Raw genomic sequence first — 26,689 nt, 5'->3', positions numbered from 1 at the left:
GCTACGGCGTGAGCGTGACCGTCACAGTGCGCGTGTAGAAGTCCCGGGCCGCGGTGCCCTGCTCCCGCGGGCCGTAGCTGGACTCCTTCTCCCCGCCGAACGGAGCGTGGAAGTCCACCCCGGTGGTCGGGGCGTTGACCTTCACCATGCCCACGTCCAGCTGGTTCGACAGGGTCAGCGCCGACCCCAGGTTGCGGGTGTGGATCGCCGCGACCAAGCCGTACCGCACCTCGTTGGCCACCCGCACCGCGGCGTCGGCCGACTCGGCGGGGATCACCACGCACACCGGCCCGAAGTACTCCTCGGTCCTGAGGTCGTCGCCGGCGGGCACGTCGGCCAGCACCGTGGCGGGCTGGAACCAGCCGTCGCCGTCGGGCAGCGATCCGCCGGTCAGCACCCGGGCACCGCCCGCGGTGGCGCGCCGCACCGCGTCCTGGATCGCCTCGCGGGGGCGTGACTCGATCAGCGGGCCGACCACCGTCGCCGGGTCCGCCGGGTCACCCATCGGCAGCGACTCGACGGCCGCGGCCAGCCGCTCGGCGAACGGCCCGGGGTCGCCGACCACGATCACGCGGCTGGTGGCGGTGCATTTCTGGCCCGCATAGCCCATCGCCGCGGCTGCGATCGCCGTCGCGGCCGCGGCCTGGTCGGCGTCGGGCAGGACGATAGCGGCGTTCTGGCCACCCATCTCGCATTGCACGGGGATACCGCGCCCGACCGCCCGCTGCGCGACCGCCCGCCCGGCGGCCACCGAACCGGTGAAGGAGACGGCGTCGGCGGTGTCGACGATCGCCTCGCCGGTGCCGCCGAGACCGGTCAGCACGGTCAGCACGCCGTCCGGCAGTGCCCCGGCGAACAATTCGGCCAGCCGCAGGGCCACCGCCGACGACTGCGGGGCGGGCTTGAGGAGTACGGCGTTGCCGAAGGCCAGGGCCGGCGCGGCTTTCCAGAGCGGGATCGCCACCGGAAAGTTCCACGGGGTGATCAGCCCGACGACGCCGTGCGGGCGCCGCCGGGTGTGCAGCAGCGACACCCCGTCGAACGGCGGGTAGACCTCGCCCACCGGATACAGCGCCTGCTGGGCGAAGTAGCGCAGGATCGCCACCCCGCGAGCGATCTCGGCGCCCGCCTCGCCGCACGGCTTGCCGACCTCGCGGACGACCAGGTCGGTCAGTTCGCCGGCCGCGTTCGCGACCGCCTCGGCGCAGGCGTGCAGCGCGGCGGCCCGGGCGTTGGCCGGAACGCGGGCCCAGCCGATGGCCGCGGCCCGGGCCCCGTCGGCCGCGACGGCAACGGTCGCCGGCGTCGTGTCGGGAACGCGTACGACCACGTCCTTCGGCGCCTGCGGGGAGCGGCTCTCGATGCTGGTCATCGTTCTTTCCTCCCACCGGTGGCATCGCCGACGGCGATGACGGGGTTGATCAGCGTGCCGAGAGCCGGGGACGTTATCTCGATCGTGTCGCCGGGGTGTGTGGTGAAGTCAGCGTCGGGTACGACGCCGGTGCCGGTCAACAGCAGCACCCCGGCCGGGAAGCTCAGTGCCCGGAACAACCAACCGGCCAGGTCCTCGAAAGTGCGGGCCATCGCCGATGTCGACGTCGTTCCGGTGAAGACCTCGTGGCCGTCGCGCAGCACCCGCAGTCCGACGGTAAGCGGGCCGGGTTCGATCGCCCAGCTCGGCACGATCGCCGGGCCGACCGAGCAGGAGCGGTCGTAGATTTTCGCCTGCGGCAGGTAGAGCGGGTTCTCCCCCTCGATCGACCGGCTGCTCATGTCGTTGGCCAGGGTGTATCCGAACACCTCGCCGGCCGCGTTGAGCACCAGGCCGATCTCGGCCTCGGGGACGTCCCAACCGGAGTCGGCGCGGATGCCGACCGGTTCGCCGTCGCCGACCACCCGCCACTGGCTGGCCTTGAAGAAGATCTCGGGGCGATCGTTGTCGTACACGTGGTCGTAGAGGGAGCCGTGCCCGGATTCCTCTTTTCGCCCGTCGCGGCTGCGCAGGTAGGTCACCCCAGCCGCCCATACTTCCTGCTGGTCGACCGGCGGGAGGGGCCGGCCGCCGGGCAGGCCGCCGTCGGCCTTGCTCGCGGCTGTCTCGACCGCCCGTCGGGCCTGATCCAGTGGTAGGGCGAGCAGGTCGGCGAGAGTACCGTCGAGCGCGCCCCAAGCGCCGTCCCGGCACACGGCCCAGCGTGGTTCGTCGCCGGCCCGCAGGCGATGAAGGGAGATCGACATCTTGACCATCCAAAGTCGGTGGAACCGCCGCTAGGCTGGTGCGGTGCTGCGAAGGGACCTGCCGACATGCCCCGTGTAGTGCCCGCGGTCATCCGCGCACTCGACATCCTCGAACTGTTCCTGGACCGGCCGCAACTGTCGGCCCGCGAGGTGGCCGAACGGCTCGGCCTGCCGCGCACCACCGTTCATGAGCTGCTGGTCACGCTGGTGGCCCGGGGATACCTGATCTCGGTGCCGGGCCAGCCGGTGCAGTACCGGCTGGGTATGCCGCTGTTCCAGCTCGGTGCGGCGTTCGCCGGGCGGCTCGATCTGGTCCGGGAGGCGAACGGCGTCGCCCGGGACGTGGCCGCCGCGTGCGACGAGGCGGTGCACGTGGCGGTGCTCGACGGCGCTGACGTCGTCTACCTCGTCAAGGTCGACAGCACGCACCCGGTCCGGATGGTCTCCGGGGTCGGCCTGCGGCTGCCGGCCCACTGCACGGCGGTCGGCAAGGTACTGCTGTCGAGCCTCGATCCGGCGAGCCTGGACACCGTTCTGGCGAAGGGCACCCTGCCGGGCATGACGCCGGACAGCATCACCGATCCGGACCTCCTGCGGGCGCACCTCGACGAGGTCCGGGCCGAGGGTGTCGCCATCGACAACGGCGAGTCGGACAGCGCCATGCGCTGTGCCGCCGCCGCGATCCGGGACCATGCCGGCGCGACCATCGCCGCCATGAGCGTCTCCGCGCCGATCATCCGCTGGACCGCGCAGGCTCAGGTGGAGTGGGTGAAGCTGGTGCGCGAGGGCGCGGCCACGCTGTCCGCCCGGATGGGTTACCCGGCTCTGCCGCAGTAACCGGACATCGGATCGAAACATTGACACCCCTCACGGTGGTCCTCTACCGTCGCGTCCACACACCATACGGTATATCGAACGACGTTCGAAATTTCGAACCGCTCCGCCGGCGCTGCGACCCGGCCTGATTGCCGACCGCTCGCGCCTGTGACGTTGACCAGCGGAAACACGCGAGTGCGAAGGATGCGAATGGCCGTGAAGAAGAACCCGACATGGTCCCGGCGGGACTTTCTGGGGATGGGCGCGGGGGTGCTCGGCGCAGCCGGTCTGGCCGCGTGCGGGGGCACCTCCGACTCGGCGACCAAGGTGCAGGCGGAGGTGCCGAAGGAACTGGTCGATGCCGCGTCGTCGATGAAGGGCTCCTCGATGGGGGTGCTGTCGCAGAAGCTGTACTCGACGGCGGCCAACGACCAGCTCGACGCATCGATCAAGAAGTTCGCCGACGCCACCGGGACGAAGATCGAGAACAGCCTGGTCCAGGCCGACGCCGGGGACGTGGTGGCCAAGATCGACGCGGAGGTCAAGGGCGGCGTGGCGCGCGACCTGGCGTTCATGACCGACTCGCGGTTCGTCGCGCAGTTCCAGGCGCTGGGCGATCTGGAGGACGTGACCGACGTCGTCACCGCGCTGACCGCCAAGTACGGCGAGCCCTGCGCCGAGGCCAAGAACTTCTGTGTCTTCGACGGCAAGTGGTTCGCGATCCCGTACCACTTCATCGGGATCGGGTCGTTCCTGCGCAAGGACTGGATGCAGGAGAAGGGCATCTCCCCCAAGGACGTCTACACCTGGGAGGAGCTGCGGGACCTGTGCCTGGCGATCTCCGACCCGGGCAAGCGCCGGTTCGGCTGGGGCATGACGGTGAATCGATCCGGCGACGGCAACGGCATGATCGAGGCACTGATCAACTCGTACGGCGGGGCGATCGCCACCAACGACGGCAAGAAGGTCACGTTCGACTCCCCGGAAACGGTGCAGGCGGTGACCTTTCTCGGCGAGATCTACACCAAACCCGCGTACAAGGCGATGTTGCCGCCGGGCGTGGCCAGCTGGACCGACACCAGCAACAACGAGAACTGGCTGGCCGGGGTCCTCGGTTACACCCGCAACAGCTTCAGCATCTACGCGGATTCCAAGACCAAGAAGAATCCGGTGTACGGCAATACGCATGTCTTCTCGGACTGCATCGGGCCGGCGACCGACAAATCCCTGCTGCTCGGCCAGTCCCAGGGCTTCGTCGTCTTCAAGGGGGCCAAGAACCCGGCGCTGGCCAAACTCCTCGCGCAGTACCTGGTCAGCGCGCCCGCGCTGGTCGGGGTGTCGAAGGAGGCGCCCGGCCTGGTCATGCCCGCCTGGGAGAAGGTGTGGCAGGCCGACCCGTTCTTCACCAGCGGTGACCCTGCCTTCCCGATGGTGCGGCAGATGTCCCAGCAGACGCTGCCCCTGTCCACCAAGAACGGTCTGGCCTTCCCGCAGAAGGCCAGCGCCGGCCAACAGGCCGTCGTCGCGGCCTATGTCCTCACCGACATGATGCAGCAGGTCGTTCAGGGAACGGCGGCTGCTCAGGCGGTGAAGGCGGCCCACGCGAAGATGGTGCAGATCTTCGCCCAGCAGGGGCTGCCGCAGTGAGGTCGGTCCGCCCGGCACCGGCCCCGGTGACGCGAGCTCCCTCGCCACCGGGGCCGGGCTCCCTGACGAGAACCCAGCGGCGGCTCGGTCGTGACTGGCGGCTGGCCGCGCTGTTCCTGGCGCCGACGGCGATACTGGTCGGCGCGCTCGTGCTGGTGCCGATCGCCAGGTCGATCGTCACCAGCACGACCGAGCGGCACGGCTCGGACAGCGTGTTCGTCGGCCTGGACAACTATCTCGCGCTGGCCGGCGACGACCAGTTCCGGGCGGGTGTGCTGAACTCGTTCGTCTTCACCGCGTACGCCGAAATCTTCAAGGTTGTCCTGGGTCTGGCCGCGGCTCTGCTGCTGCACCATCGACGGCGTGGGCGAGCCCTGATCACCGGACTTCTCCTGATGCCGTGGGTGGTGCCGACGGTGGTGACGGCGTTCAGCTGGCGGTCGCTGCTCGACCCGATCTTCGGCAGCGTCAATTCCCTGCTGACCGTTTCGGGGATCGGGCCGCTGCTGGCCTCGGCCCACCTGGTCGACAGCTGGCCTGCGGGCTGGCTGTCCGACCCGTCCCTGGCCATGCCGTCGGTGATTCTGGTGAATGTGTGGAAGGGGGTGCCGTTCTTCACCGTCTGCTTCCTCGCCGGGCTGAAGTCGATTTCGGCCGACCAGTACGAGGCGGCGACCATCGACGGCGCTTCGGCGTGGCAGCGGTTCGTCCATGTGACCCTGCCCGGGCTGCGCCACGTGATCACCGTGACGGTGACCCTGTCGTCGATCTGGACGTTCAACAACTTCGACCTCATCTGGTTGCTGACGCAGGGCGGCCCGGGCAACGTGACCACGCCGTACGTTCTCGTCGCCTACTCGAAAGCGATCCTCCAACTCCAGTACGGCGCGGGGGCGGCGGTCACGCTGGTCATGCTGCCGATCGTCGCCGGCCTGGTGTTCTTCCTGGTCCGGACGTTGCGCGCGGACACCGGGAACACACCACCCCGATGGACCGGCCGGTCGCGCACGGCGCTGCCGTGGGTGGGCGCCGCGGTGTTCACCGGCCTGCTGGCCTGGACGTCGGCGCAGATCTTCTGGAAGGCGGCGGTGGTCCTCGGGGTGATCCTGCTGATCGCGGCGGCGGTCGGCCGGATGGTCTCGGCGTTGCAGGCCAAGGGCGGACGGCGGGCATCGTCGCGGATCTCGTGGCTCGGATCCGGCGTGGCGCTGGCCGGGTTGCTGGCCTTCGTGCTGGGCCCGCTGTACTGGATCGCCGTCACGGCCTTCAAATCCGAGGGCCAGGTCGTCACCCGCGAACACGATCTGTGGCCGACGCCGTGGACCTTGGAGCAGTTCGGTGCTCTGTTCACCAACCAGCCCTTCGGGCGGTGGTACCTCAACACCCTGCTGGTCAGCGGGGCGTCGACCGCGGTGGCACTGGTCTGCGCGGTTCTCGGTGGTTACGCGCTGGCCCGGCTGCGGTTCCGCGGGGCGCAGGGCTTCACCGTCACCGTGCTGCTCACCTACGTGATGCCGGGTGCGCTGTTGTTCATCCCGCTCTACCAGCTGCTCATCGGGGTGCGGCTGACCGACTCGCTGTGGTCGCTGGTGCTGACGTACCCGACCTTCACGCTTCCCTTCGCCACCTGGCTGCTGTCGGGGTACTTCGCGTCGATCCCGGCCGAATTGGAGGAGGCGGCACTGGTCGACGGCTGCACCCGCGTCCAGGCGTTCCGCCGGGTGGTGCTGCCGCTCGCCAAGCCGGGGCTGCTGGCGGTGGCCCTGTTCACGCTGACCAATGCCTGGAACGAGTTCCTCTTCGCCTTCGTGTTCATCACCAAGGACGATTACAAGACGCTCCCGGTGGGGATGCAGTCGATGATCGCCGGGGACGTCGTGCCGCAGGGACAACTCGCCGCCGCGTCACTGCTGGTCAGCATCCCGGTGGTGATCATGTACGCCTTCGGGCAACGCTTCCTGACGCCGGGTGGTGCTGCCGCTCGCCACGGCTGCGGCGGTGGCCCTGTTCACGCTGACCAGGGCTGACCACGGCGTATGCAGTCGATGATCGCCGGGGAAGGGCATTTGATCTTCGGGTTTTCTTTCACCAGGACCCGTCACAGCCGGCCCGGTCAGCCGAGACCGAGCCTCGGCCTTCCCGGCAGGCGCTTCGAAGAGATCGTGACCATGACGACTGCGGATCGATCGGCAACGCGGTCGCACGCAGGCTCCGACGCGAAGGGCCGGCCGACGCCATTCGCACGGCGCCGGCCCGGGTGACCCGGTGTCGATGGGATCAGGATCAGACCACCGTGCAGGGGACGCCGTTGAGAGTGAAGGCGGTCGGCTCGGCGGTGTTGCCGGTGTGGGTGGCCTGAAAACCGATCTCGACGGTGGCGCCGGGAGCGAGTGTGCCGTTGTAGTCGACGTTGTGGGCATTGACCTGGCCGCTCGACGGCGAGTAGGTCGCGCTCCAGCCGGAGGTGATCGACTGGCCGGCGGGCAGGGTGAAGCTCAGCGTCCACCCGTCGATGGTCGAGGTTCCGGCATTGGTGATACGGATGGTCGCCGTGAAACCGGAGCTCCAGGTGCTCGTCGTGTACGCGACCCGCGGCCCGGCTCCGGCGGCGGGTGACGAACTGGCCGACGGGCTGGGTGTGATCATGCCGGTCAGGCTGGTGACGAGGGTCATCACACTGCGGGCGGGCAGCGTGACGGTGATCGAACCGTTCGTCATGGTGAGTGCGCTCTGCTGCGCGACGTTGCGGCTGCCGTCGGTCAGCCAGTTGGCGACGGTGCCGGACCCGCTGGTGCCGGTCAGGGTGAACTGCTGGCTCACCGACGAGGTGTTCTTGTTGACGGCGACGATGACGACGGAGTCGGAGCCCCGGTAGGCCGAGACGAAAACGTTCGAGGCCGGGTTCGCGGTCGCGTCGATCCGCACGTATCCGGGCCGCACGAACCGGGAGAACTGGGCCATGACAGCGCCGCGCTTGCTGATCTGGCCGTCCTCGCGCATCGGGCCGTAACTACGGCGCAGATACCACCAGACGTACGTCTGGAATCCGGCGTCGACCATGGCGTGGTGCATGTGCTCGCCGACGTCGAGCGCGCCGGGCCAGGCGTCGCCCGAGTCGGAGCTGTTCGGGTAGTAGACCTCGGTCATCCAGAGTTCTTTGCCCGCCCCTTTCTGCTGGAACAGTGGGTAGGCGAAATTGCTGTACGCCGTGCCGTAGAGGTGGGCGCCGATGATGTCCACGTTGGCCAGGGCGGTGGCGTCGTTGAGTATCGGGTCGGACATCGACTTGACGTACTGGAAGGATTCCGGCGCGATGACCCTGGTGCTGATCGTGCCGGCATTGGCCCGCAGGAACTGGACGATTTCCGCGGCGGTCCACCACGTCCAGGTCGAGGCGTAGTCGGGCTCGTTCTGGATCGAGATGGCATACAAGGGGACGCCGTTGTTGCGCATGTACGTGGTGAAGTCGTTCAAATGCTGGGCGTACGCGGCGTACGAGCTGTATTTGAGCCTTTTCGCATTGGTCTGGCTGCCGTGGGTGAAGGTTTCGGTCATGCTCGCCGGCGGGTTCCACGGTGAGGCGAAGACGGTGGCTCCGAGGGCGACGGCGCGCTGGGCTGTCGCCAGGTCACGTCCCCAGTCCGCCTGGTTCTCGTTGACCGGGATGCGCAGCACGGAGAATCCTAGGTGGCCGTCGCCGGTGCCGAAGGCGGTGTCGCGCTGAGCCGCGGTCAGGTCGCCGATCCAGGCCGCGTGAGCCATGGCCCCGAACCCGCGGATCGTCTGCCGCGGCGCGGACGGGTTGATGTTGGCCGCCGCGGCCGAGGCCTCGGTAGCGCCGATGATCGACGCGGCGACCGTGACGACCGGCAACGCCCCGATCGTGGTCAGGACGGTACGGCGGCGCAGCAGCGGGGAATCGGTGGGCGTCGGCTGATCATGGTGCGGTGTCATTTCACGTCCTCGTAACCATGGGGGATTAATGGGAGCGCTCCCATTCATGGGTGCCCGACGTTACCAGCTTGTTTCTGACGTCCCAAGAGAGCCTTTCCGGGATAGCCCACACGCCCGGGCGTGACCTGCGGCGACACGCGACACCGTCACATATAACAATTTTGCGATGTTCATAATTCATGCCATGTACACGCCGATATCGGGCTTGCTTATTCAAAGGCGCGCGCAGAAAGAGCGGCCGGCGGGTGTACGGCGGCCCGGCTCGTCGCCGTAATCCCCACTTTCCTGCCGGGCACGCCGCACCAATGGGAAATCCCGCACGGCCCGCTCATGGTCCGGGCTCAGTACCTGGTGTACTTGGCCCAGTCGTAGCTCGCGGTCTGCCGGCCTCGATAGGTGAACGGCTGCAGCCAGCTGTCGACGCCGATGCCCGGCCACAGGTTCATCATGATGCGCTGTGGGTGGGTGGGAAGCGGCCCTCGCGAGCCGTTCTCCTGGTGGACCAGAACACCGTCGACGAACCAGTTGACGGTGCCGCGGTTCCACCACTCGAAGGCGTAGTTGTGGTACCCGGCGGAGGCGTCGAAGCCCAGGTTGATGAGGGTCTCGTGGCCACCGGTGCCGTTCGTGAAGTAGTTGAGCTGAACCTGATTGGTGTTCTTGCCGAGGATCTCGACGTCGATCTCGTCCCACGGCTGGCCGTCACTCGGCCCGGTGTAGGTGAAGAACGACGTGACGGTCCCGGGATTCTTGACCGCTTTCAGCCGGGCCTCGAACCGGCCGTAGGAGTACAGGTCCGTGGTGCGGTACTCGCCGGAGGCGTACGGCTTCCCGGAGCAACCGCTCGGGCACGGCTGATTGTCCAGGTTGATGTTCATGGTGCCGCCGACGGTGACGTGGTCGCCGCGCCAGCCGGCGTTGAACATGCCGCCGTTGCTGTAGCCGTCGGCCTTGTACCAGCGTCCGGTGTCGAAGCCGTCGAAGCTGTCGGTAAAGCTTGAGCCGATGGCCGCCTGGGCCGGTACGGCACCGGGGCCGGCGAGCGCGAGGGCGACACCGAGGATGACGGCGGCGGCGCGAGATCGGGTGATGAGCACAGGACTCCGCTCCTTCCGGTGGATTTGGAAGCGCTTCCGGTCCAAAACATTCGGATGGGTCGATGGGATTCTGAAACTTCCCCGCAATCTTTGTCAAGAGAGCTGCTAGCGCATGACCGGGAGCCCATTCGCCGCTTTACATCGATGAGCGCCGGTCGTACTTTGTGACCGGAAGCGCTTCCAGAGCGAGGAGACACCATGCGCAGGCGAACATTGCTGGGGTCGGCCGCGGTCGCCACGGCCCTGGTCGCGGCCGGCCCCGGTCGCGCGAACGCCGCCCGGGGCACGACCCGCTACCTCGGCGTGTTCCGCGAGGAGGATCCCACCGCGATCGCTGCCGACGTCCGCGGGCTCTACGGCGTCACTCCGGCCAGTGTGATGTGGTTCGACAGCTGGGCGACCGGCAACCCGTTCCCGGTGAACGAGGCGAAGGCGCTGTGGCGACGCGGAATCATGCCGCATTACACCTGGGAGCCGTGGAACACCGCCCTGGGCCCGAACGATCCGGCTCAGATCCATCTCCAGGACATCATCGACGGCGCCTGGGACGGCTACATCACCGCCCGGGCCCGGGAATTCGCCGCCGTGCGGCTGCCGATCCTGGTCCGCTGGGGACACGAGTTCAACGGCAACTGGTATCCCTGGGGCATCGCCAACAACGATGCCGACCCGTCGCGCTACGTTCGGGCCTACCGGCACGTCCACGACGTGGCCGAGGCGGCCGGGGCCGGCAACGTGCAGTGGGTGTGGGCGTTCAACAACGGCTCCTCGCCCGACGAGGCCTACAACGATCCCGCCGCCGCGTACCCCGGCGACGACTACGTCGACTGGGTCGGCATCGACGGCTACAACTGGGGGTTCGGCCCGTCCTGGGATCCGACCGGCGACCATTGGACCGGCTTCGACACGACTTTCGCCACCGCGTACGCGAAGGCCCGCGCCGTCGCGCCGCACCGGCCGGTGATGCTCGGGGAGTTCGCGTCGTCCGAGGACGGCGGCGACAAGGCCCGGTGGTTGCGAGACCTCGACGCGACGCTGGCCGCGGAGACGTTCCCGGAATTGAAGCTGCTCACCTACTTCGACGTGACGAAGGAGGAGGCGTGGTCACCGGCGTCGTCACCGGCCGCGCTGGCCGCATTCACCTCCTGGGTGCACCGCGGGTACATGAACGGCCGCGGCCACGAGCTGGCCCGCATCGCGCTCAGGCGGACTCCCGCACGACCATTCTCGTCGGCAGGATGAACGGTTCCGGCCGCGCGCCGTCCAGCAGGTCGACGAGCATACGGGCCGCCTCCCGGCCCAGCGCCTGCACCGGCTGATGAACGGTGGTGAGCTTCGGATCGGTGTGTACCGCGACAGGCAGATCGTCGAAGCCGACCACCGCCACGTCACCGGGCACCGTACGGCCGGCCTCCCGCAACACCCGCAGGGCCCCGGCCGCCATGTTGTCGTTGGCGGCGACCACCGCGTCGAGATCCGGGTACGCGCTCAGCAGCGCGCGCATGGCCGCGGCCCCGCCCTCCTCGAGGAAGTCACCCGGCTGCACGGCATACGGTTCGGAGCCCGCCAGCAACAGCGCCTCGGTGTAGCCGCGGCGGCGCTCCCGCCCGACGGCGGTGTCCTCGGGACCGGTGATCATGGCGATGCGGCGGCGGCCGTTGCGGAGCAGATGCTCGGTCGCCGCCCGCGACCCACCGGCGTTGTCCACGTCGACGTAGAAGGGCGGCGTGCCGTGTATCGGTAGCCCGACGAAGACGGTCGGCAGCCCGGACTGCGCGGCGATGTCGATGAGCGGATCGTCACCACGCATCGCGACCAGCATCACCCCGTCGGCGCCCCGGGTCTGCAGGTAGGCCTTCAGCCGCTGCCGCCCGTGAACGGGCGTGGCCAGGCTGAGCATGAGATGCAGCTCGGTCTTCTCCAGGGCGGTGGACGCGCCGACGATGATCTGCGCGAAGAACGGGTCCCCGAACACCTCCGGCCCCTCGCCGGAGACGGCCAGGACCACCACACCCGTCTGGCGGGTGACCAGAGCCCGCGCGGCCCGGTTGGGGGTGAAGCGGAGCTCGCGGATCGCCTTCTCCACCGCTTCACGCTTGGCCGGGCTCACGTGCGGGCCGTTGTTGATCACGCGGGAGACGACGGTGCGGGACACCCCGGCACGCTCGGCGACCTCGTCGAGGGTCGGTGGCCGGGACCGGGCGGGTGACGGCATGGCCTGGGTCCCTCCACTCGCGCCCATACCAGGGCAACGACGTCGGCCTGGCTCCGGTCGATCCTAGTGCCTCGTCTTTGAACGTTGGCCGTGTAATCCGTCGGTTCTGAGGCCGTTTCGGGCAGGGTGTTCCTCTCGCATTGTGGTGTGGGAGGTGATGCCGGGTGGGACGGCGCCCGGAAGTGTTCGTGCGGGCACTGTCGATGGCCGAAGGTCAACGGCTGCAGAAGATCACGCGGACTGCGAAAAACCCGGTCAAGCTGCGCCGGGCGATCGTCGTGCTGATGTCCGGCCAGGGCCAGCCGGCGCCGGACATCGCGTACCTGCTCAAGGCCACCGAGGACTACGTCCGCGACGTGATCCACGCGTTCAACGAGCGGGGGTTCGACGCGCTGGACCCAAAATGGAGAGGGGGCACACCGAACAAGATCAGTGAGCCGGTCCGCGACTGGATCTGCGTGATCGCCCGATGTGACCCCCGATTCCTGGGCCAGCCGTTCTCCTGCTGGTCGCTGTCGAAGCTGCGTGACTACCTGATCGAGAGCGGCCGGGTCGCCACGATCAGTATCGAGACGGTCCGGCGGATCCTGCACGAACGCGGCGTGACCTGGCAGCAGTCGAAGACGTGGAAGGCCAGCAACGACCCGGACTTCACCGCCAAGATGCGCCGGGTCCTCGACCTCTACGACCATCCACCGGCCGGCGGGCGGGTCGTCTGCGTCGATGAGTTCGGGCCGCTGAACCTGCAGCCCCGGCCGGGCAAAGCCTGGAAACCACCGGGCAAGCCGGTCCGGCTACGGGCGACTTACCACCGTGACCACGGGGTCCGGCACATGATCGCCAGCCTCGACCTGGCCACCGGGAAGATCCACTACCGGATCAGGGACCGGAAACGCTCGGGCGAGTTCCTCGCCTTCCTCAAGAGCCTGCGACGCCGCTGGCCAGGACAGACGCTGCACCTGATCCTGGACAACTTCTCCCCGCACAAGCATCCGACCGTCCGGGCCTGGTGCCAGGCCAACGACATCGACCTTGTCTTCCTGCCGACCTACAACTCGTGGCTGAACTGGATCGAGGCCGAGTTCGCCGCCCTGCGCTACTTCGCCCTCAACGGCACCGACCACCGCACCCACGCCGAGCAGGACACGGCGATCGGTGACTACATCCGCTGGCACAACCAGCGAGCCCGTCCGAAAACCGGATACGCGACCGAGTCCAAGATCCGCCACCCGGATTACCCGTTCAAGGCCGCATGACGAGGCACTAGCTCGCCATCGGTCCGGGTAATGATCGGGCAGGAGGCAGCGAATACTCGTCTCGCAGGCCAGCGGAGTCGACCTCAAAGGCCCCGATCTGGATGGGTATGAGGTTATGGAGCCTGACGATCGATCGCTTCTGGGTCGGCGGCGCCCACGCTCCGCGGATTAGCTCTAGTCCATGAGGTCGGCGGGCCCGAGGTCCTCCGTTCGAGCCCTCGCGGCAACCATCCTGAGCCCTTCATTGACTAGGTGTTCCATGAGTCGCACAGGGGTTTGACAGTCCGGATACAGCGCCGAGAGTAACGCCCGAATCTCGCCGGTCTTGTCGAAGTTGCCGGCGGCCCACCGTGTTTCCGTGCCCGAGGTAGACCCCTCGCTGACCTTGGAGCGGACGGCATAGGCGAGGCTGAACCGGGCGATGTCCTGTCCCTCGAGGAACCAACCGCGGTCCTCAATCTCGGTCAGGTAGACCTGAGATTGGCTGGTAAGACCGATACTTTCCCGATCGCGATCCATATCCCCCTACCCTACTTCACGGACGTTGGTACGACGGGCAGATTCCCGCTCCAAACGATACTCTCGTACCAAGTCTGCGCCCAGAAGCTCGCGGACTCTCTTGATTCCAACTTCGGCCTCGTAGACCATGAGAACGACTTGCTCCGCCATTTTAGGCAAAGTGCTCACAACATTAGCGGTGTGGTTTTCGTCCAGGCGTCCGAATGGCGAGTCCATGACAATCGGGCCGCGCAGAGGAGCATTGTTCTGCAGTGCTCCCATGAGAGCTAGTGCGACAACGTGCTCCGCGCCAGCAGAGCGAGCTTCTTCGGCCTTGCCATCGCGGTGCCGAATGGTAAGGCCGTAGCTTTCGTTGATAGTTAGGCCTACATAGTCCAGCTTTTCTGTGGTCATCGAAAGGAAGAACGTCGAAGCAGAATCTTCGACTCGAGCGCGAAGTTTTGTTTTGTAGGCTTCAACCGCACCACCGAAAACTTCAGCGGCTTCGCGCAACATCTTCGCTCTTGCCTGACCCGCTCGAAGGTCGGAGGTCCCCGAAGCTTCGAGACGCTTGGTCAACCGCTGGATATTGTGATCGGTTTCGTCGATTTTCTTCTTTTCTTCGTCGATGGCCCTTTTTATGACGGCCATCCTTTCGATAACTTCGGCATAATTGGCTCTCGACCTGCGGACCGTGTCGGGGTCAGAGTCTGCCAGCGCCGTCGTAAGGTCGGAGATGCGATCCTGGAGGGTAATCTGTTCTAGCTTGAGGTTCTGGATCCGCCTCCATAGTTGCTGAATTTCTCCAATGTTGTCTGTATCTCTGAAGCGGTTGAGATCCGACAGTCTTGTCATGGCCGTGGAGGTAACAGGTGCCCATTCGGCATGCGTTTCGGCGCCATGCGGGAGCGTCTGCTGGAGCATGGTGGAAGTAGAACCGTCGACATCCTGCCCGCAGACCTCACAGCGCCGCTCCGCGATCGCCTTAGCTCTCAGAGCTACTAGTAGGTTGTCAAACTCGGACCTGACCTCGCCCTCGGCGCGCTCTCGCGCCGCACGGACTGGTTCACGGAGGATCGATCTCCACGAGTCGCCCATAGCTCGCTGGAGATCGCTTTGAGAATTCTTTTCGTCTTTACGGACCTGTTCGAGTCGAGCTTCCGCTTCATCGCGGTCCTGTAACAGGCCGGAATACTTCTGCATGGACTGCAGAACTTGTTCGTACTCGGTCTTTTGGCTGGTCAGCTCTTGAAGCTGCTTTTGTAGGCGTGCTAGTTCACCCTGATGGGCTTCTTTTTGTTCCGTTGCCTGCTGCAACGCCGTCCCGAGCGCTTGTGTCTCCTGGCGTTTCGATGCCTCGCGCGCCGCCAACTTGTCGGCGTCCTCCGACAGTTGGGTGAGGTGCGCGCGGCCACGCTTGAGGATCGGCACGCCTAGGATACGTTCGATCGCTTCGGAAATTTTACGGCCTGAGTCGCTCTCGTTGATGAGCAGCTCCTCATACTCTTGGAGGAGTTCACCGTCGAATAGGAAGAAGCGCGAAACCTCGTCGGGGAAGATTAGCTGGAGTGCCTTCTTGCGCTCTGCCGGGCCGAGGATCGTGTTTCCTCGTCGGAGCATGACGCTATCCGTGTAGTCGTCGTCATTGCGTGGAACTACGACCGACGGCCGGCACTCACGAACCAGTTCGTAGTCATGCCCGTCGTAATTGAACGTCAAAGCGACATGGAAGCCATACTTCCCCTCGCCGGCAAGGTCACGGTTCGTGATGGTGTGGAGCCATTGGGCTCTGGAGCCACGTCCCAGAACCGTGCCGAAAAACGCGTATCGGATAGCGTTGAGCAAGGAAGTCTTGCCTCGCATGTTCTCGCCATAGATGACCGTCACGCCTGGGCCGGAAGGGAAGGTGATGACCTGCTTTTCGGCGAAGGGCCCGAAGCCTTCTATCTCGATGCTCGTGAGCCGCAGCACGATTACGCCCCTGCCGAGGAGAGAGCCGTCTTTAATGCGGTCTGGATCTCTCGAAGTGCCGCAGTGTCATCCTCGGGATTTTCGTCTTCCGCGCGGATGACCGCGTGAAGGAATTCAAGGTCGAGATGAGGATGCTGTTCGTTGCGTACTCGTTCAACGGCTTCTCGTAAATCTTTGAGATCAGTCGTCTGCATCTTCGAACCCGTCCTGGAGGAGTGTGCGCCGATCGATGCCGAGATCGATGGCGATTTGCTGCAAGTCAGCAGATGCCGCTGGGTTGTCCGCGTGTTGCGCGAATTCGACGGCCCGGGCTAGTTCGCCAGCGGTAATAGGGTCTGCCGCACCTTCACGTCCACCACCGGCTGGTGGTAGCACGATGGCATCGTGCACGAAAGCTAGCGATTTTCCATCCGCTCGACGAAGGACTCGTCCGCGTCGTTGAATGAATTCTCGAGGATTTTTGGAGGACGCGAGGATCAAGGCGTGGGTCACAGATGGGACGTCAACTCCTTCATCGAGGCACTTGATAGCCACAACGATCCCACCTCGACGGTCCAGCCATTGAAGCGTTTCCTCCCGGCTTCCTTCCATCTGGGAATGAAATGGAAGGCTTGGTATCCCTGCATCCGCAAGTGCGGTGCTGACCTGGTTGAGCTGTGTCAAGTCTTCACAGTAGACGATCCAACGCTGCCCCTCCACGCCCTCCTGTCTGAGGACACGTACAGCCAGAGGCACCTTCGCCGATGCGTGCTTGACCACTCGAGCGCGTCGGATGTAAAGCAGATCAAGACGCTGCGCTAGCGCATTGCTGCTTTGATCACCGTTCGCGATGCGGGCTCGCAGAGCCGCGATACGTGCGGTGATCTCCTGCCACTCCTGGGCCTCTAGCTCGGTCAGGTGCACGGTGTGAGGTCGGTAGAAGTACTTCGTGAGTACGCCGTCGCGGACCGCATCCGCCAGCGTGTACCGAGGCTGGAGGATTCCACCGAAGTACGACAGCAACGCTTGAGTGCCTTCTGCGTCGCCGGCGCGCTCCGGAGTCGCGCTCAAGCCCAACCGGGCGCCGAAAAGTTCTTCGTCGAGAAGCTCGCGGTTTCGGGCGGAACCGAGTCGGTGGACTTCATCCGCGACCAGCATGAGGTGGGCGCCCCCACTCAGCTTTCGCCGGAACTCTTCGCTGGCAGCCGTTCTCACGGTGGCGAGGACGATCCGACGTTGCCCGTCCGGGAGAGTCCAGAGTCGCAGACTGTCTTGCCAGCGACGGTATCCAGAGCCGGCCCGGAGGATGCTCACGTCAAGGTCAGAGGTCGTCTCTTCGATCTCTCGGTACCACTGTTGGAACAGCACCCGGTCCGGAACGACCACGACCACGACATCGCCGTGCTTGGTGATTGCCTCTCGGATGGCCGTAATCGCGGTGAAAGTCTTGCCACTTCCAGTGGCGAAGGCAAGGATGCCCCGGCGTCCGTTGGCTCGCCACGCCGCAAGACCAGCGGACTGGTGTGAGTGCAGCGTCCTGCCGCGGGCGTCTTCGCCTTTGTCCTTCCGCGCGGACATGCGATCCAAGACGTCGGTAAGGGATCCTGGCCAGTCGCCTTCACTTGCATTTTCCAGCTCGTGCCTAGCCACGTCGGGAAATGGACGGACACTGAGCGTCGGATACCGATCATGCCATAAGTCGGCGAAGTAGCTCTCCTCCGTGCGGACGCGTTCCACGTCTCGTGCGCCCATCCAGCTCGCGGCGACGTCAACCGATTCGAGATTCCCGTCGTTGGCTAGCCCCGTCCATGTCTCGTTCATCGAGCCTTTGAATACTACGCGGCTGTTGTATTCATCACTGAAGATGCCTAACTTGTCATGGAAGATTCTTCCTTTGGCGCTTCGCATCTCGCTGTCGCGCAGAATCGCTACCTTAAGGTCCACGGTTCCGTGCGCGACAAGGGCAGCGAGAACGCGCGCAGGATCTGAAATGATCGGGTCGTTGAGTAGGTTACGGACCTCTTCGAGTAGCCTCGAGTCGATCTCTGCATTGACGCGTGCAGAGTAACCGCGCTCGAGTGCGTCGACATCTTTGTCGGCCAGAACTTGCGAACAAAGAACCCGAATTTTGCCACCACGCTGGACGAAACCTCGGAGTTCCGGCCAAGCAATCAGAAAGACGGTGCTCCTGAAGTAACCGACGGCGCGGTCATACTTAGTCGACCGATTCATACATGGCAGGTAGAAGCCGGCAGCGATATCGTCGCGGCCCTTGTGATAGGACGTCTGCAAGTGCAGCTCGGCCAGTCCCTGCATCAGCGGCCGCTCGCAACGGTGCGGTCGAACCCGCCGGTCCACGCGACCCGATCGCGAAGGGCTTCGAGCAGATTGCAAGATTGACATGCAATAACTGCTTCGACAACACCTGATACAAGCGGTCGATTCTGGCGTGCTCGGCCAAGGGCAGCAGCCCCATGCACCGTGTAGTCGCGAACCTGCACGTTTCCTCCGTTTTTGAAACGAGGATGCAGACTTGCGTCCCATAACACGAAGACGTCAAGGTCCTCGCGATATGCTACGAGGAGCGCCAACCGGCCGCCCGAGTGATCGAACGATCCATAATCGCCGACTTTCTGGCCAGGAACACGCAGAACACCTTTATACTCGTTAGGCCTGACTGTGCCGCCGGAAACCAGGGAATACATGTAGACGCGCAGGCGCGGAGGGTTGGGTAACGCCAAGTCAACGCTGAGGGGCTTAACGCCTATGGCCGAATGCCACTCGATTGCATCTTCGAGCGGCTCTAGAAAGGCTGCGTGCAGGCGCTTAGTTATATTCGGCATCAGTCAGCCGGCTGATTCTCATCAGAAATCCAGACGACTTCCTTCGATCGCGAGTTAGCTCGAGTCGTCTTGACATCCGCCAGGCTTCTAAACGGCAGCCAAGTCGCGCCTTCGTTCTCGCAAACGATGACCTGCCCTGGCCGAGATTTGCACCACTCCGCTAGCTCAGCGTAGTTTATTTGCTCCGAGCCAAACCGGTAGTTCTTTCCAGCCGTCTCGTACGGTGGGTCTATGAACCAAGTCGCAGCGTGAAGTGGCGGCAGGCTGGAGTAGCCCCCGTCGATTACCTGCCAGTGCCGGATAGCACCGACTTGAGCCGCGATGGTTTGCTTTACGCGTTCGCCCCAGAACGATCCGGGACGGATGCCATCCCTCATCCATCGGGAAGGGGACCGTCGAGGACTGGCTGCACCGCGGTTGAGCCAGAAACCGACGAGCCACTTGGCTTCCTCGCAAACCTTCAGATCGTCGACCGAACCGTCAGGGCCGATGTCGGGAATCGAAAGGATTTCTGTAGGGTCTACGTTGATCAAATATTTCCAGATTCCAGCCAGGATTGGATCAATTTCGCAGAGTATGATTTTCCGGCTTGGATAGCGCATCGCGTATCCTGCAGATCCGGCAAACGGCTCGACAATCGTGTCGTACTTCGGTTCGGGGTAATTTTTGACAGCGTCCCGCCACTTGCCACCAAAATACCCAAAGAATGGCCTGAGCTGCGGTTGGTCGATGGCGCCGTTCGGGATGCTCCTCATGCTGAATAGAGCACCGCTCGCGCTCTCCGGAGCATCAACCGCAATTCCATTGTTCATTTGCTTTGTCGCTTATCTGCGGTTGGCCGGATCATGAAGGCATGCTACCGAAGGCTGGTCCCGCCGCCAACAACCCTACGGTGCTTTGTTCTGACAGCCTCTACCTCCGGTAGAGCAGTTCCCCTGCGCCGCCCAGGGATTCGTTCGCCGTGATCATCGCGCTTCGGGCGTCCGTGCGCTACGTACCCGCCCACGCGAGAGGCATGGCTCGGAGCCTTGATGGGAGGGCCCGTAATAGCCATCCCGATGGCCCGACGGCACGGCGGTGCTCGCTCGCCGTGTTCCGTCCGCCGCGTGTGCTGCAGCATATGGAGTCGGCGACGGCTCTGCAGCACCGGCTGCTATGCCAAACAACGCTGCAACAACGGCGGTTCCGGCTACCCCCAACGACGATTGCGTGCCCTGCTGTCCTGCGGCACCCGGTCGGTGATCGACGCCGTGTTCGACCCGGTCAGCACCGACGAACTCGACCAGGCCCGATATCTGGCCCACAGCATGCGAGCCGGGATGCTGCTGCTGGCTGACCGTAACTACGCCGCCGCCGGCCAGATCGCCACCCTCGCCGCGAGGGGGCACATCTACTGATCCGTTGCAAAACCGGTCGCAAACTGCCGGTCCTGCGCCGTCACCTCGACGGCTCGTTCTTCTCCATCATCGGCCGGCGGCCGGTCGGATCATCGACGCGCGGATCAGGATCACCACCACTACGGGCACCCATACCGGCGGCTACCGGCTGCTGACCACTCTGCTCGACCCCGTCACCCATCCCGCCGCCGGCCTCGTCGTGCTCCACCACCAGCGCTGGGAGATCGAGACGCCTACCTCGACTTCACCTTCTCGATCCTGGGCGGATGCGTGCTACGCGCCCGCACCCCCGACGGTGTCGAGCAGGAGGTCTACGCCCTGCTCAGCGCCTACCAGCTACTACGCACGGCGATGGTCGACGCCACCGACAGCCAACCCGGCTTCGACCCCGACCGGGCCAGCTTCACCACCGCCCTCAACACCGCCCGCGACCAGATCGTGGACGCCACCGGCGTCATCGCCGGCACCGTCATCGACCTGGTCGGCGTCATCGGCACTCACGTCCTGAACAACCTGCTGCCCGACCGCAGGATCCGCGTCAAATCCCGCATCATCAAAACGCATCGTTTCGGCCAGGCCCCGGAGCTCCGTTAATGAGGGCGAATGAGTGCTCGGCCGACGTAGCGTTAACCGCGGTGACCGCCGGCCGGCCAGCGCCGTGAGCGAAGCGGCAAGGCGCGGACGGCCTGGCAGACGAGCTCGCGTGCGGCCGGGAGGGCCGCCTTGAAGATGTAGAGAAAATTTGCAACGCCAACCTAGCTGTTCAGAACAGTCCTTGTGCTGCACCGCATTAGTTCGTCGGGGGTCATGCGACCTTGAGCAGGGTTCCGTCGTAGGTCCATCGATAGGGTTTCGCGGTGGTGTTCTTCTTAATCACATAGCTTTCGATCTTCTCGATGAGGTCGTCGTGTGAGCTGAAGTCGCCATGGCGTACGACCCAGCGGGTCAGCGCGAAGAAGTACAACTCGATCTGGTTGAGCCAGGAGGCGTGGACCGGGGTCCAGTGCACGTGCCAGCGGGGATGGGCTGCCAGCCAGGCCCGGGTGGCTTTCGCGACGTGTGAGGAGCCGTTCTCCAGCACGACGTGAATCTGTCTGGCCGGGTCGATGACGGCGTCGAGCACGGTCAGGAACCGTTGGAAGGTCACCGCGTCGTTGCGCCCGATCCGCTCGGTGATCACCTGGCCGGTCTGGACGTCAAGGGCCGCGACGATCGACACGGCGCCGTGCCGGACGTACTCGAACTCCTGACGGGCCGGCCTGCCCGGCCGGGCGCGACGGCCGGGATGCTTGCGGGAGCGGGCAGCGATCGCGGTCTTTTCATCGATGGACAGCACGACCGCGCCGGGTGGCGGGGTGAGATAGAGGTCGCAGATGTCTGCGGTCCGGGTCCAGAACACCGGGTCGTCCTTACGGGTGAGCCAGCCCCGGACCCGGTAGGGCCGCAGATCGCAGTCGGCCAGGATCCGCCCGACCTGGGACGGTGAGATCCCGGTGCCGGTCGTCTGCTCAGCGATCAGCCGATGCGACCAGGTCGACTCCGGGCCCGGTGGCGCCGACGTCGCGATCGCGACCGCCTGGACACGAACCTCGGGACCATGCCGGCGGGGCCGCCCGGACCGTTTCGCGTCGCTCAGGCCGGCCAGCCCACCGGCGGCGAACCGGGACCGCCACTTACGGACTGTGTCGACACCGATGTCCAGGCCGGCGGCGATCTGAGCGTTCGATGTCCCGGCAGCGGCCGCCAGGACGATCTTCGCCCGCAACACCGCCCGGGCCTGAGCACGCCCTGACCGGGCGGTCCGGGACAGCCGCTGCCGGGTCTGCTCATCCATCACGACCGTGACCGCTGCCGTCTTCACCACGAATCCCGCACCTGTCCCGAGAGCCGACCCGCCCGGGAAAGATCATCGCCGATCATGGTGTGACAGCCGCGGGCACGGCAGCATGGAGCCCATGGCCCGCCGGAACCCGCCCGAGTCGATGCAGCATCACCTGCGGCAACGCCTCAACGAGTACGCCCGCGATCGCTGGCCGCAACTAGCCAGCGTGCAGATCCGCTACCGGGCAGGGTTCGCCTACCTCGACGGTGTCCTGCCCGGCGGCCAGGTCCAGCCGCTGTGCCGGCTGCGGTTCACCGGGGTCCTGCACACCTGGGGCTTCGCGATCTACCTCGCCAGCCGCGACGGCTACCAGGACAACATCCTGCCTTCCGGACTACCTGTCGGCAGCCCGGAGGAAGCCCTCGACTGCGCCTGCGGCCTCTACCTCAACGACCCGACCGCCTGGCTCACACCCCCGACGAACTAACGCGGTGCAGCACTAGTACGTGTTCAGGGCGTCCAGAACGGGCCGCTCAGGCCGGATGACCAGGGGCGGCATGGCCGCCCCATTGACTGGGGCGAGGCGGCCACGCCAACGCCCGTCCAGTGGCGCCAAACAACGAGGTCGGGTCGGGATGAGTACGCACCCGTCACCCTCGGCCCGAGCAAGCCGAGAAGACCTTACCGGCGGCCCACCGGCCTAGTTGCACCAGCGTGAAGGCCGTCTTGGCACGGTGCACGCGGGCCAGGTCCGCTGCAGCGACGGGCGGCCCGAGGGCGACGAGATGCTTCTGCGATCCTTGCGGTGTCCGAAACAGTCGAAAAGGGGATGTCGAACTTTGTCGGTGCTGTGCGCAATCCTATGCAGCCCGCCCACAACGACAGGCACGCGAACGCTGCGGCAGTTGCAGGTAGCGGCGGACTTGCTTCATTGTGAGACGGTCACCGTAGCCAACGTATTTGGGCTCCAAACAGACGATCTACCAGCTATCAACATTCACGGGCGGTCTCTAGACGGATGGGCGAAGGCCCGCCCTCTGTTGGAAACGGGCATCGCACGGTCAACGAAAGTATTGGTTGGATGGGGCGTAAGCCCGTTAAGCGGGCCAGCCAAGCGCAACTTCCACGCCCAAGTCTCTTGGATAACTGAGCGGCTCGCCGCCAGCGGAAAGGGACAAGTCTGGTGCGTTGGTGGCCGCCCTCGGCATCCATCGCGGTGGCACCAATACGTAAGCGACAAGCACGGGCGGACAGGCGGCGGCGACTACGCAGAACGCATTAAGCAAGTACTGTGCACCGTGTCCGTCTCGCCTCAAGGCGAAATCCTTTGGGTGGACGGTCCCGCCAACAGCTGCCGGGCTGACTCGGTATAGCGGCACCACCACGATCGTACAAAGCGACGCCACTTTCCAGATCACATACTGACCGAAGATCAAACGCGACGACGGGTGTGGCTCGTATTCGAGCCGCACCCGTCGCTTCGTAGAGAGGATCGACGAGCTGGTGAGCCAACTCAGAGCCGCCGCCACGTCGCCGCGGACGTCGTCGCTTTCCGCAGCCCGGATCTCATCGACGCTTTAGTCGCATCGGCCATAAACTCAGCGGCGACGACTCGGCGTAAAGCCTCAGTCTCTAAAGCTTCCGGATCCGTGACTTCCACCATCACCTCGGCAATGATCGTTAACCGCCGCGCCTGTGGACTCATCCGCGAAACCGGCACGACCACCGATCCGCCATCGCTTTCCGCACCGCGACCACGATCGGACGGGCGTCTGGCCGAACGGGCCCGCCTTCGCCACCAGCAGGTCCATGACCTGCGCACCGCCGGTAAGAGCATCAATGCCATAGTTCGGGAACTCGGCCTGGCCCGTGAAACCGTCCGCCGCTACCTGCGCGCCGACCAGGTCGACGACCTGCTCACCCAGGCCGCCACCAGCAACCGGCCCAGCAAGATCGACCCCTGGATCGATCACCTTCGACAACGCTGGAACGAGGGCTGCACCTTGATCACCGTCCTGCATCAGGAAATCCGAGCACTGGCTACACCGGCGGATACGGGACTCTGCGGGACCGGCTACGCCCCTGGCAACACCAAAAACCACCGCCGCCGAACACCCCGAAACCCCTCAAGAACCGGCAGATCGTCTCATGGATCCTGCAATACCCGGACTCGCTCACCACCGACGAGCACGCCATGTTCGCCCAGGTCCGCGCGGACTGCCCGCACCTAGATGTGATGTCCAGCCAGGTTGTTCAACCGGGTGATGGGTGCGCGTTTGCCGATGGCGGTGTGGGGTCGGTGGTGGTTGTAGTCGTGAAGGAAGGCTGGTAGCGCGGCGCGGCGGGCCTTCTCTGAGGTGTAGAGCTTGGCGAAGGCCCAGCCGTCGGCCAGGGTGCGGTGGAAGCGTTCGATCTTGCCGTTGGTCTGTGGCCGGTAAGGGCGGGTCTTTTTCACGGTGATGCCCAGGTCGTGGCAGGTGGTGTGCCAGAGCCGGGATTTGTATGCGGAGCCGTTGTCGGACAGCACCCGGCGGGTGGTGACGCCGCGTTCGGCGTACCAGGCCACGGCGCGTTGCAGGACGCCGGTGGCGGTGATCGCGGTTTCGTCGTCGTGGATTTCGGCGTAGGCGACGCGGGAGTGGTCGTCGATGACGGTGTGCACGTATGCGGTGCCGATGAGCGGGTTGTGGTGCCGGTTGCGGGGTTTGCCGGGCGTGGCGGCCTTGTTTTTCCTGCCCTGGACACGGCCGAGGAAGCGGTGCCCGCCGCCGTCGGGTACGTTGCCGAGTTTCTTGACATCGACGTGCAGCAGGTCACCGGGCTGATCGTGTTCGTAGCGGCGGATCGGTTCGCCAGTGCCGCGGTCGAGGTGGGAGAGCCGGTTGAGGCGGCGCCGGCGCAGGACGGCGTGGACGGTGGAGGCGGCCAGGCCGAGTTGATCGGCGATCGGGACCGGGCCGAGGCGTTGTTTGCGGCGCAGGTGCACGATCTTGCGGACGGTCGGCGCCGGGGTCAGGTTCGGTTGCCGGTGCGGGCGTGACGAGCGGTCGGTCATGCCGGCTTCGCCCTCGGCGCGGTAACGAGCGGCCCATTTCGCGGCCGTTCTCCAGGACACGTCGTAGCGTTCGGCCGCTCGTGCGGGTGACCAGCCGTCATCCACGATCAGACGCGCCAGCCGCAATCGCGCCCGCGGGGTCAACGCGGCGTTAGCGTGGGACATGAAGGCCTCCAGCCTGCTCAGTGGTTGTCTAGACAGCTCCACTGCACAGCCGGAGGCCTTCATCTGTTCACAAGATCCAGCCCCGATCCTCAGATCGAGTGGTTACATTTCCTCGACCAACGTCCCCGGACATCACACCTAGACCAGCTGGCCACCCACGTCGCGTCCTTCGCGACCATGCTCGTGCGGCGTCAAGGCCAGCATCTCGACGATTGGCTCAGCGCGGTCCGCGCCGACGACCTCCCGCACCTGCACTCCTTCGCCACCGAGCTGACACAGGACTAAGACGCGGTCGTCAACGGCCTGACCTTGGAGCACAGCTCCGGCGCGGTCGAGGGCAACGTGAATCGGATCAAGATATTCAAAAGGTAAAAGTATGAGCGAGCCGGGTTCGATCTGCTCCGCAAACGCGTCCTGCTCAGCCGCTGATCAGATGCCCTGGGGCCAGTTGCGATCACGAGATGAGGGCCAGAACCAGTTTTCAGGCGCCGTCGACACTAGCGTCGAGAGGCAGTACAAAACGTCCAGCGCTGGCCGCGTGGATTCAGCCGGCGGCCGGACTCGTTAGACGCGTTCGCCGATGCCGAGTCGCGCGTGGACTTGCTTGGCTCGTTCCGCGGCCGCGCTGGCACCATAACGGCGCGGCATCTCTTCCGAGGACCACCCCATCAGCAGCATCAAGTCGCCGGTATCGCCGCCGGCCAGCTTCCATTCGTGAGCGAAGCTGTGCCGCCACCGCTGCGCGAGGACATGGTCAATCCCAGCCCTATCCCCCAGTTCCCTGAGCCGGATCTTGATACCGTTCGGCCTCAGCGGCCGGGCACCCTTCGCAGCGATCCACAACTGGTCAATGCCGGTCAAGCCCGGGCGCCGGCCGCGGGCACGCACATACCGGCGCAGAGCACCCGCAGTCTTGGCCCCGAACCGCACCCGACGCTGTTTGCCGCCCTTACCCGTCAGGACGACCGAGTCAGTATCCAGATCGACGTCAGGCACCAGGAGATCGCCGATCTCAGCCAGACGGCCGCCGGTGTTGTAGAACATCCTGACCAGTGCCTGGTCGCGCAGCTGTACGAAGCTGCGCCCCTCACAGACCTCGAGAATGCGTCGCGTCTCCTCATCGCTGAGGACCTCGACAAGCTTCTGCACCGCTGTCGGCTGCGGCACGCCGTCCATCGGCGACCGCTCAACTTCGCCTTCGATGACAAGCCAGCGGAAGAACTGCTGCAACGCCTTGTACTTGTTCAACCCGGTCCCCGCCGAACGCTCCTCGATCACCGCCGCTTGAAACGCCGTCACCTGCTTGCTGTCCACCAAGCTTGGATCGCGGGCACTACCTGCCTCTGGCATCCGCTCGCCCAGAAACGCGGCCAGCTGCGAAGCAGCGAGCACATAGTTGTACCGGGTGGTCTCCGGATGATTCCCGGCGCGCAACGACCGGTCCCAGTCTCTCAGCAACACCGCCCAGGCCTGACTCTGAACACCCGCCAGGAGATTTTCGATCTTCAATGTCAACTCCCCGGTCAAGGAGTCGCTGCCCCGCACCACAGCCGCCCGAGTCAAGGGGTCGCGCAGCGGCGTGCTCACGTCTCGCAGCCGAAAACCCCGGTCCGCGGCCCCGGCTCACGAGTAAAGGGTGGTGCCGCCGGGTCGACGACCACAAGGGGCAACACCCGAACGGCCTACACGCCGTACTGACCTGCAGCGATACACAGCAGAACCTCGAAGACCCACTC

General features: G+C 65.4%; 24 protein-coding genes. 9 read left to right on the top strand and 15 right to left on the bottom strand.

Going from position 1 to position 26,689, the window contains the following annotated elements:
* Position 1: 1 nt before the first annotated feature.
* Both ACSHV8_RS01695 and ACSHV8_RS01690 read right to left on the bottom strand, forming a co-directional pair.
* A complete protein-coding gene (locus tag ACSHV8_RS01695) occupies positions 2 to 1,372 on the bottom strand; it encodes an aldehyde dehydrogenase family protein (RefSeq protein ID WP_436528673.1) in 1,371 nt (456 codons plus the stop codon).
* The gene (locus ACSHV8_RS01690) at positions 1,369 to 2,247 is read right to left on the bottom strand and encodes a fumarylacetoacetate hydrolase family protein (protein WP_436528671.1); all 879 of its coding nucleotides are present in this window, start codon (positions 2,245 to 2,247) and stop codon (positions 1,369 to 1,371) included. The genes ACSHV8_RS01695 and ACSHV8_RS01690 overlap by 4 nt, the downstream gene beginning before the upstream one ends.
* A 57-nt stretch (positions 2,248 to 2,304) precedes the next feature.
* Between ACSHV8_RS01690 and ACSHV8_RS01685 the strand changes: the two genes are divergently transcribed.
* The 3 genes from ACSHV8_RS01685 (at position 2,305) to ACSHV8_RS01675 (ending at position 6,728) form a co-directional block, all read left to right on the top strand.
* Entirely contained in the window at positions 2,305 to 3,075 is a 771-nt protein-coding gene (locus ACSHV8_RS01685) for an IclR family transcriptional regulator (RefSeq protein ID WP_436528669.1), read from the top strand.
* Between the two features lie 189 nt (positions 3,076 to 3,264).
* On the top strand, positions 3,265 to 4,701 hold the full coding sequence (locus ACSHV8_RS01680) for an extracellular solute-binding protein (protein ID WP_436528667.1): 1,437 nt from the start codon (positions 3,265 to 3,267) through the stop codon (positions 4,699 to 4,701).
* A gap of 26 nt (positions 4,702 to 4,727) precedes the next feature.
* A complete protein-coding gene (locus ACSHV8_RS01675) occupies positions 4,728 to 6,728 on the top strand; it encodes an ABC transporter permease (protein WP_436528665.1) in 2,001 nt (666 codons plus the stop codon).
* Positions 6,729 to 6,984: 256 nt separating this feature from the next.
* On the opposite strand, the gene ACSHV8_RS01670 is transcribed toward ACSHV8_RS01675, so the two are convergent.
* Positions 6,985 to 8,655 (bottom strand): cellulose binding domain-containing protein, encoded by a 1,671-nt coding sequence (locus tag ACSHV8_RS01670; RefSeq protein WP_436528663.1) that lies wholly within the window; start codon positions 8,653 to 8,655, stop codon positions 6,985 to 6,987.
* A 341-nt stretch (positions 8,656 to 8,996) separates the two neighbouring features.
* Positions 8,997 to 9,752, bottom strand: a complete 756-nt coding sequence (gene bglS / locus ACSHV8_RS01665; RefSeq protein WP_436528661.1) for a beta-glucanase — start codon at positions 9,750 to 9,752, stop codon at positions 8,997 to 8,999.
* Positions 9,753 to 9,950: 198 nt separating this feature from the next.
* On the opposite strand from bglS, the gene ACSHV8_RS01660 reads away from it, so the two are divergent.
* The gene (locus tag ACSHV8_RS01660; protein WP_436528659.1) at positions 9,951 to 10,994 is read left to right on the top strand and encodes a glycoside hydrolase family 26 protein; all 1,044 of its coding nucleotides are present in this window, start codon (positions 9,951 to 9,953) and stop codon (positions 10,992 to 10,994) included.
* Here the strand turns inward: ACSHV8_RS01660 and ACSHV8_RS01655 are convergent.
* Positions 10,954 to 11,967 (bottom strand): LacI family DNA-binding transcriptional regulator, encoded by a 1,014-nt coding sequence (locus tag ACSHV8_RS01655; RefSeq protein WP_436528657.1) that lies wholly within the window; start codon positions 11,965 to 11,967, stop codon positions 10,954 to 10,956. The genes ACSHV8_RS01660 and ACSHV8_RS01655 overlap by 41 nt on opposite strands.
* Before the next feature lie 164 nt (positions 11,968 to 12,131).
* On the opposite strand from ACSHV8_RS01655, the gene ACSHV8_RS01650 reads away from it, so the two are divergent.
* Positions 12,132 to 13,223: an IS630 family transposase gene (locus ACSHV8_RS01650; RefSeq protein WP_436528655.1), complete on the top strand. Its 1,092-nt coding sequence runs from the start codon at positions 12,132 to 12,134 to the stop codon at positions 13,221 to 13,223.
* 174 nt (positions 13,224 to 13,397) lie between these two features.
* Here ACSHV8_RS01650 and ACSHV8_RS01645 read toward each other — a convergent pair whose 3' ends face one another.
* Genes ACSHV8_RS01645 through ACSHV8_RS01620 form a run of 6 tightly spaced genes read right to left on the bottom strand, consistent with a single transcriptional unit; the run spans position 13,398 to position 19,269 of the window.
* Positions 13,398 to 13,742, bottom strand: a complete 345-nt coding sequence (locus ACSHV8_RS01645; protein ID WP_436528653.1) for a hypothetical protein — start codon at positions 13,740 to 13,742, stop codon at positions 13,398 to 13,400.
* Positions 13,743 to 13,748: 6 nt separating this feature from the next.
* A complete protein-coding gene (locus ACSHV8_RS01640; RefSeq protein WP_436528651.1) occupies positions 13,749 to 15,692 on the bottom strand; it encodes an AAA family ATPase in 1,944 nt (647 codons plus the stop codon).
* Positions 15,693 to 15,694: 2 nt separating this feature from the next.
* Entirely contained in the window at positions 15,695 to 15,886 is a 192-nt protein-coding gene (locus ACSHV8_RS01635) for a hypothetical protein (RefSeq protein ID WP_436528649.1), read from the bottom strand.
* Positions 15,873 to 17,987, bottom strand: coding sequence for a DEAD/DEAH box helicase family protein (locus ACSHV8_RS01630; protein ID WP_436528647.1), 2,115 nt, complete (start codon positions 17,985 to 17,987; stop codon positions 15,873 to 15,875). Before ACSHV8_RS01630 ends, ACSHV8_RS01635 begins: the two co-directional genes overlap by 14 nt.
* Positions 17,987 to 18,514 (bottom strand): hypothetical protein, encoded by a 528-nt coding sequence (locus ACSHV8_RS01625; RefSeq protein WP_436528645.1) that lies wholly within the window; start codon positions 18,512 to 18,514, stop codon positions 17,987 to 17,989. Before ACSHV8_RS01625 ends, ACSHV8_RS01630 begins: the two co-directional genes overlap by 1 nt.
* On the bottom strand, positions 18,514 to 19,269 hold the full coding sequence (locus tag ACSHV8_RS01620) for a hypothetical protein (protein WP_436528643.1): 756 nt from the start codon (positions 19,267 to 19,269) through the stop codon (positions 18,514 to 18,516). The genes ACSHV8_RS01625 and ACSHV8_RS01620 overlap by 1 nt, the downstream gene beginning before the upstream one ends.
* A gap of 450 nt (positions 19,270 to 19,719) precedes the next feature.
* Between ACSHV8_RS01620 and ACSHV8_RS01615 the strand changes: the two genes are divergently transcribed.
* Positions 19,720 to 19,911, top strand: coding sequence for a hypothetical protein (locus ACSHV8_RS01615; RefSeq protein WP_436528642.1), 192 nt, complete (start codon positions 19,720 to 19,722; stop codon positions 19,909 to 19,911).
* A gap of 40 nt (positions 19,912 to 19,951) precedes the next feature.
* On the opposite strand, the gene ACSHV8_RS01610 is transcribed toward ACSHV8_RS01615, so the two are convergent.
* A complete protein-coding gene (locus ACSHV8_RS01610; RefSeq protein ID WP_436528640.1) occupies positions 19,952 to 20,122 on the bottom strand; it encodes a hypothetical protein in 171 nt (56 codons plus the stop codon).
* A 59-nt stretch (positions 20,123 to 20,181) separates the two neighbouring features.
* On the opposite strand from ACSHV8_RS01610, the gene ACSHV8_RS01605 reads away from it, so the two are divergent.
* The gene (locus ACSHV8_RS01605; RefSeq protein ID WP_436528638.1) at positions 20,182 to 20,505 is read left to right on the top strand and encodes a hypothetical protein; all 324 of its coding nucleotides are present in this window, start codon (positions 20,182 to 20,184) and stop codon (positions 20,503 to 20,505) included.
* 211 nt (positions 20,506 to 20,716) lie between these two features.
* On the opposite strand, the gene ACSHV8_RS01600 is transcribed toward ACSHV8_RS01605, so the two are convergent.
* Positions 20,717 to 21,775 carry an IS630 family transposase gene (locus tag ACSHV8_RS01600; RefSeq protein ID WP_436528636.1) on the bottom strand — a complete coding sequence of 353 codons (1,059 nt, stop codon included), beginning with the start codon at positions 21,773 to 21,775 and terminating at the stop codon, positions 20,717 to 20,719.
* Positions 21,776 to 21,866: 91 nt separating this feature from the next.
* On the opposite strand from ACSHV8_RS01600, the gene ACSHV8_RS01595 reads away from it, so the two are divergent.
* Together ACSHV8_RS01595 and ACSHV8_RS01590 are read left to right on the top strand one after the other, a co-directional pair.
* Positions 21,867 to 22,220: a hypothetical protein gene (locus ACSHV8_RS01595; protein ID WP_436528634.1), complete on the top strand. Its 354-nt coding sequence runs from the start codon at positions 21,867 to 21,869 to the stop codon at positions 22,218 to 22,220.
* A 1,186-nt stretch (positions 22,221 to 23,406) separates the two neighbouring features.
* Positions 23,407 to 23,964: a helix-turn-helix domain-containing protein gene (locus ACSHV8_RS01590; RefSeq protein WP_436536657.1), complete on the top strand. Its 558-nt coding sequence runs from the start codon at positions 23,407 to 23,409 to the stop codon at positions 23,962 to 23,964.
* Here the strand turns inward: ACSHV8_RS01590 and ACSHV8_RS01585 are convergent.
* Positions 23,961 to 24,953: an IS481 family transposase gene (locus ACSHV8_RS01585; protein ID WP_436536655.1), complete on the bottom strand. Its 993-nt coding sequence runs from the start codon at positions 24,951 to 24,953 to the stop codon at positions 23,961 to 23,963. The two genes, ACSHV8_RS01590 and ACSHV8_RS01585, sit on opposite strands and share 4 nt — an antisense overlap.
* A 564-nt stretch (positions 24,954 to 25,517) precedes the next feature.
* The gene (locus ACSHV8_RS01580; RefSeq protein ID WP_436528632.1) at positions 25,518 to 26,540 is read right to left on the bottom strand and encodes a tyrosine-type recombinase/integrase; all 1,023 of its coding nucleotides are present in this window, start codon (positions 26,538 to 26,540) and stop codon (positions 25,518 to 25,520) included.
* Positions 26,541 to 26,689: the final 149 nt, after the last annotated feature.

This window comes from Actinoplanes sp. HUAS TT8, from assembly GCF_051380535.1.
Lineage (GTDB): Bacteria > Actinomycetota > Actinomycetes > Mycobacteriales > Micromonosporaceae > Actinoplanes.
This window is presented reverse-complemented; position numbering and strand designations above follow the sequence as displayed.

Coding starts and splice junctions, on each gene's coding strand:
- ACSHV8_RS01625 (WP_436528645.1), bottom strand. CDS start 18,514: ATGCCGAATATAACTAAGCGCCTGCACGCAGCCTTTCTAGAGCCGCTC.
- ACSHV8_RS01595 (WP_436528634.1), top strand. CDS start 21,867: ATGGCCCGCCGGAACCCGCCCGAGTCGATGCAGCATCACCTGCGGCAA.
- ACSHV8_RS01670 (WP_436528663.1), bottom strand. CDS start 8,655: ATGACACCGCACCATGATCAGCCGACGCCCACCGATTCCCCGCTGCTG.
- ACSHV8_RS01695 (WP_436528673.1), bottom strand. CDS start 1,372: ATGACCAGCATCGAGAGCCGCTCCCCGCAGGCGCCGAAGGACGTGGTC.
- ACSHV8_RS01630 (WP_436528647.1), bottom strand. CDS start 17,987: ATGCAGGGACTGGCCGAGCTGCACTTGCAGACGTCCTATCACAAGGGC.
- ACSHV8_RS01645 (WP_436528653.1), bottom strand. CDS start 13,742: ATGGATCGCGATCGGGAAAGTATCGGTCTTACCAGCCAATCTCAGGTC.
- ACSHV8_RS01690 (WP_436528671.1), bottom strand. CDS start 2,247: ATGGTCAAGATGTCGATCTCCCTTCATCGCCTGCGGGCCGGCGACGAA.
- ACSHV8_RS01660 (WP_436528659.1), top strand. CDS start 9,951: ATGCGCAGGCGAACATTGCTGGGGTCGGCCGCGGTCGCCACGGCCCTG.
- ACSHV8_RS01685 (WP_436528669.1), top strand. CDS start 2,305: ATGCCCCGTGTAGTGCCCGCGGTCATCCGCGCACTCGACATCCTCGAA.
- ACSHV8_RS01590 (WP_436536657.1), top strand. CDS start 23,407: ATGATCGTTAACCGCCGCGCCTGTGGACTCATCCGCGAAACCGGCACG.
- ACSHV8_RS01620 (WP_436528643.1), bottom strand. CDS start 19,269: ATGAGGAGCATCCCGAACGGCGCCATCGACCAACCGCAGCTCAGGCCA.
- ACSHV8_RS01655 (WP_436528657.1), bottom strand. CDS start 11,967: ATGCCGTCACCCGCCCGGTCCCGGCCACCGACCCTCGACGAGGTCGCC.
- ACSHV8_RS01680 (WP_436528667.1), top strand. CDS start 3,265: ATGGCCGTGAAGAAGAACCCGACATGGTCCCGGCGGGACTTTCTGGGG.
- ACSHV8_RS01585 (WP_436536655.1), bottom strand. CDS start 24,953: ATGTCCCACGCTAACGCCGCGTTGACCCCGCGGGCGCGATTGCGGCTG.
- ACSHV8_RS01635 (WP_436528649.1), bottom strand. CDS start 15,886: ATGCAGACGACTGATCTCAAAGATTTACGAGAAGCCGTTGAACGAGTA.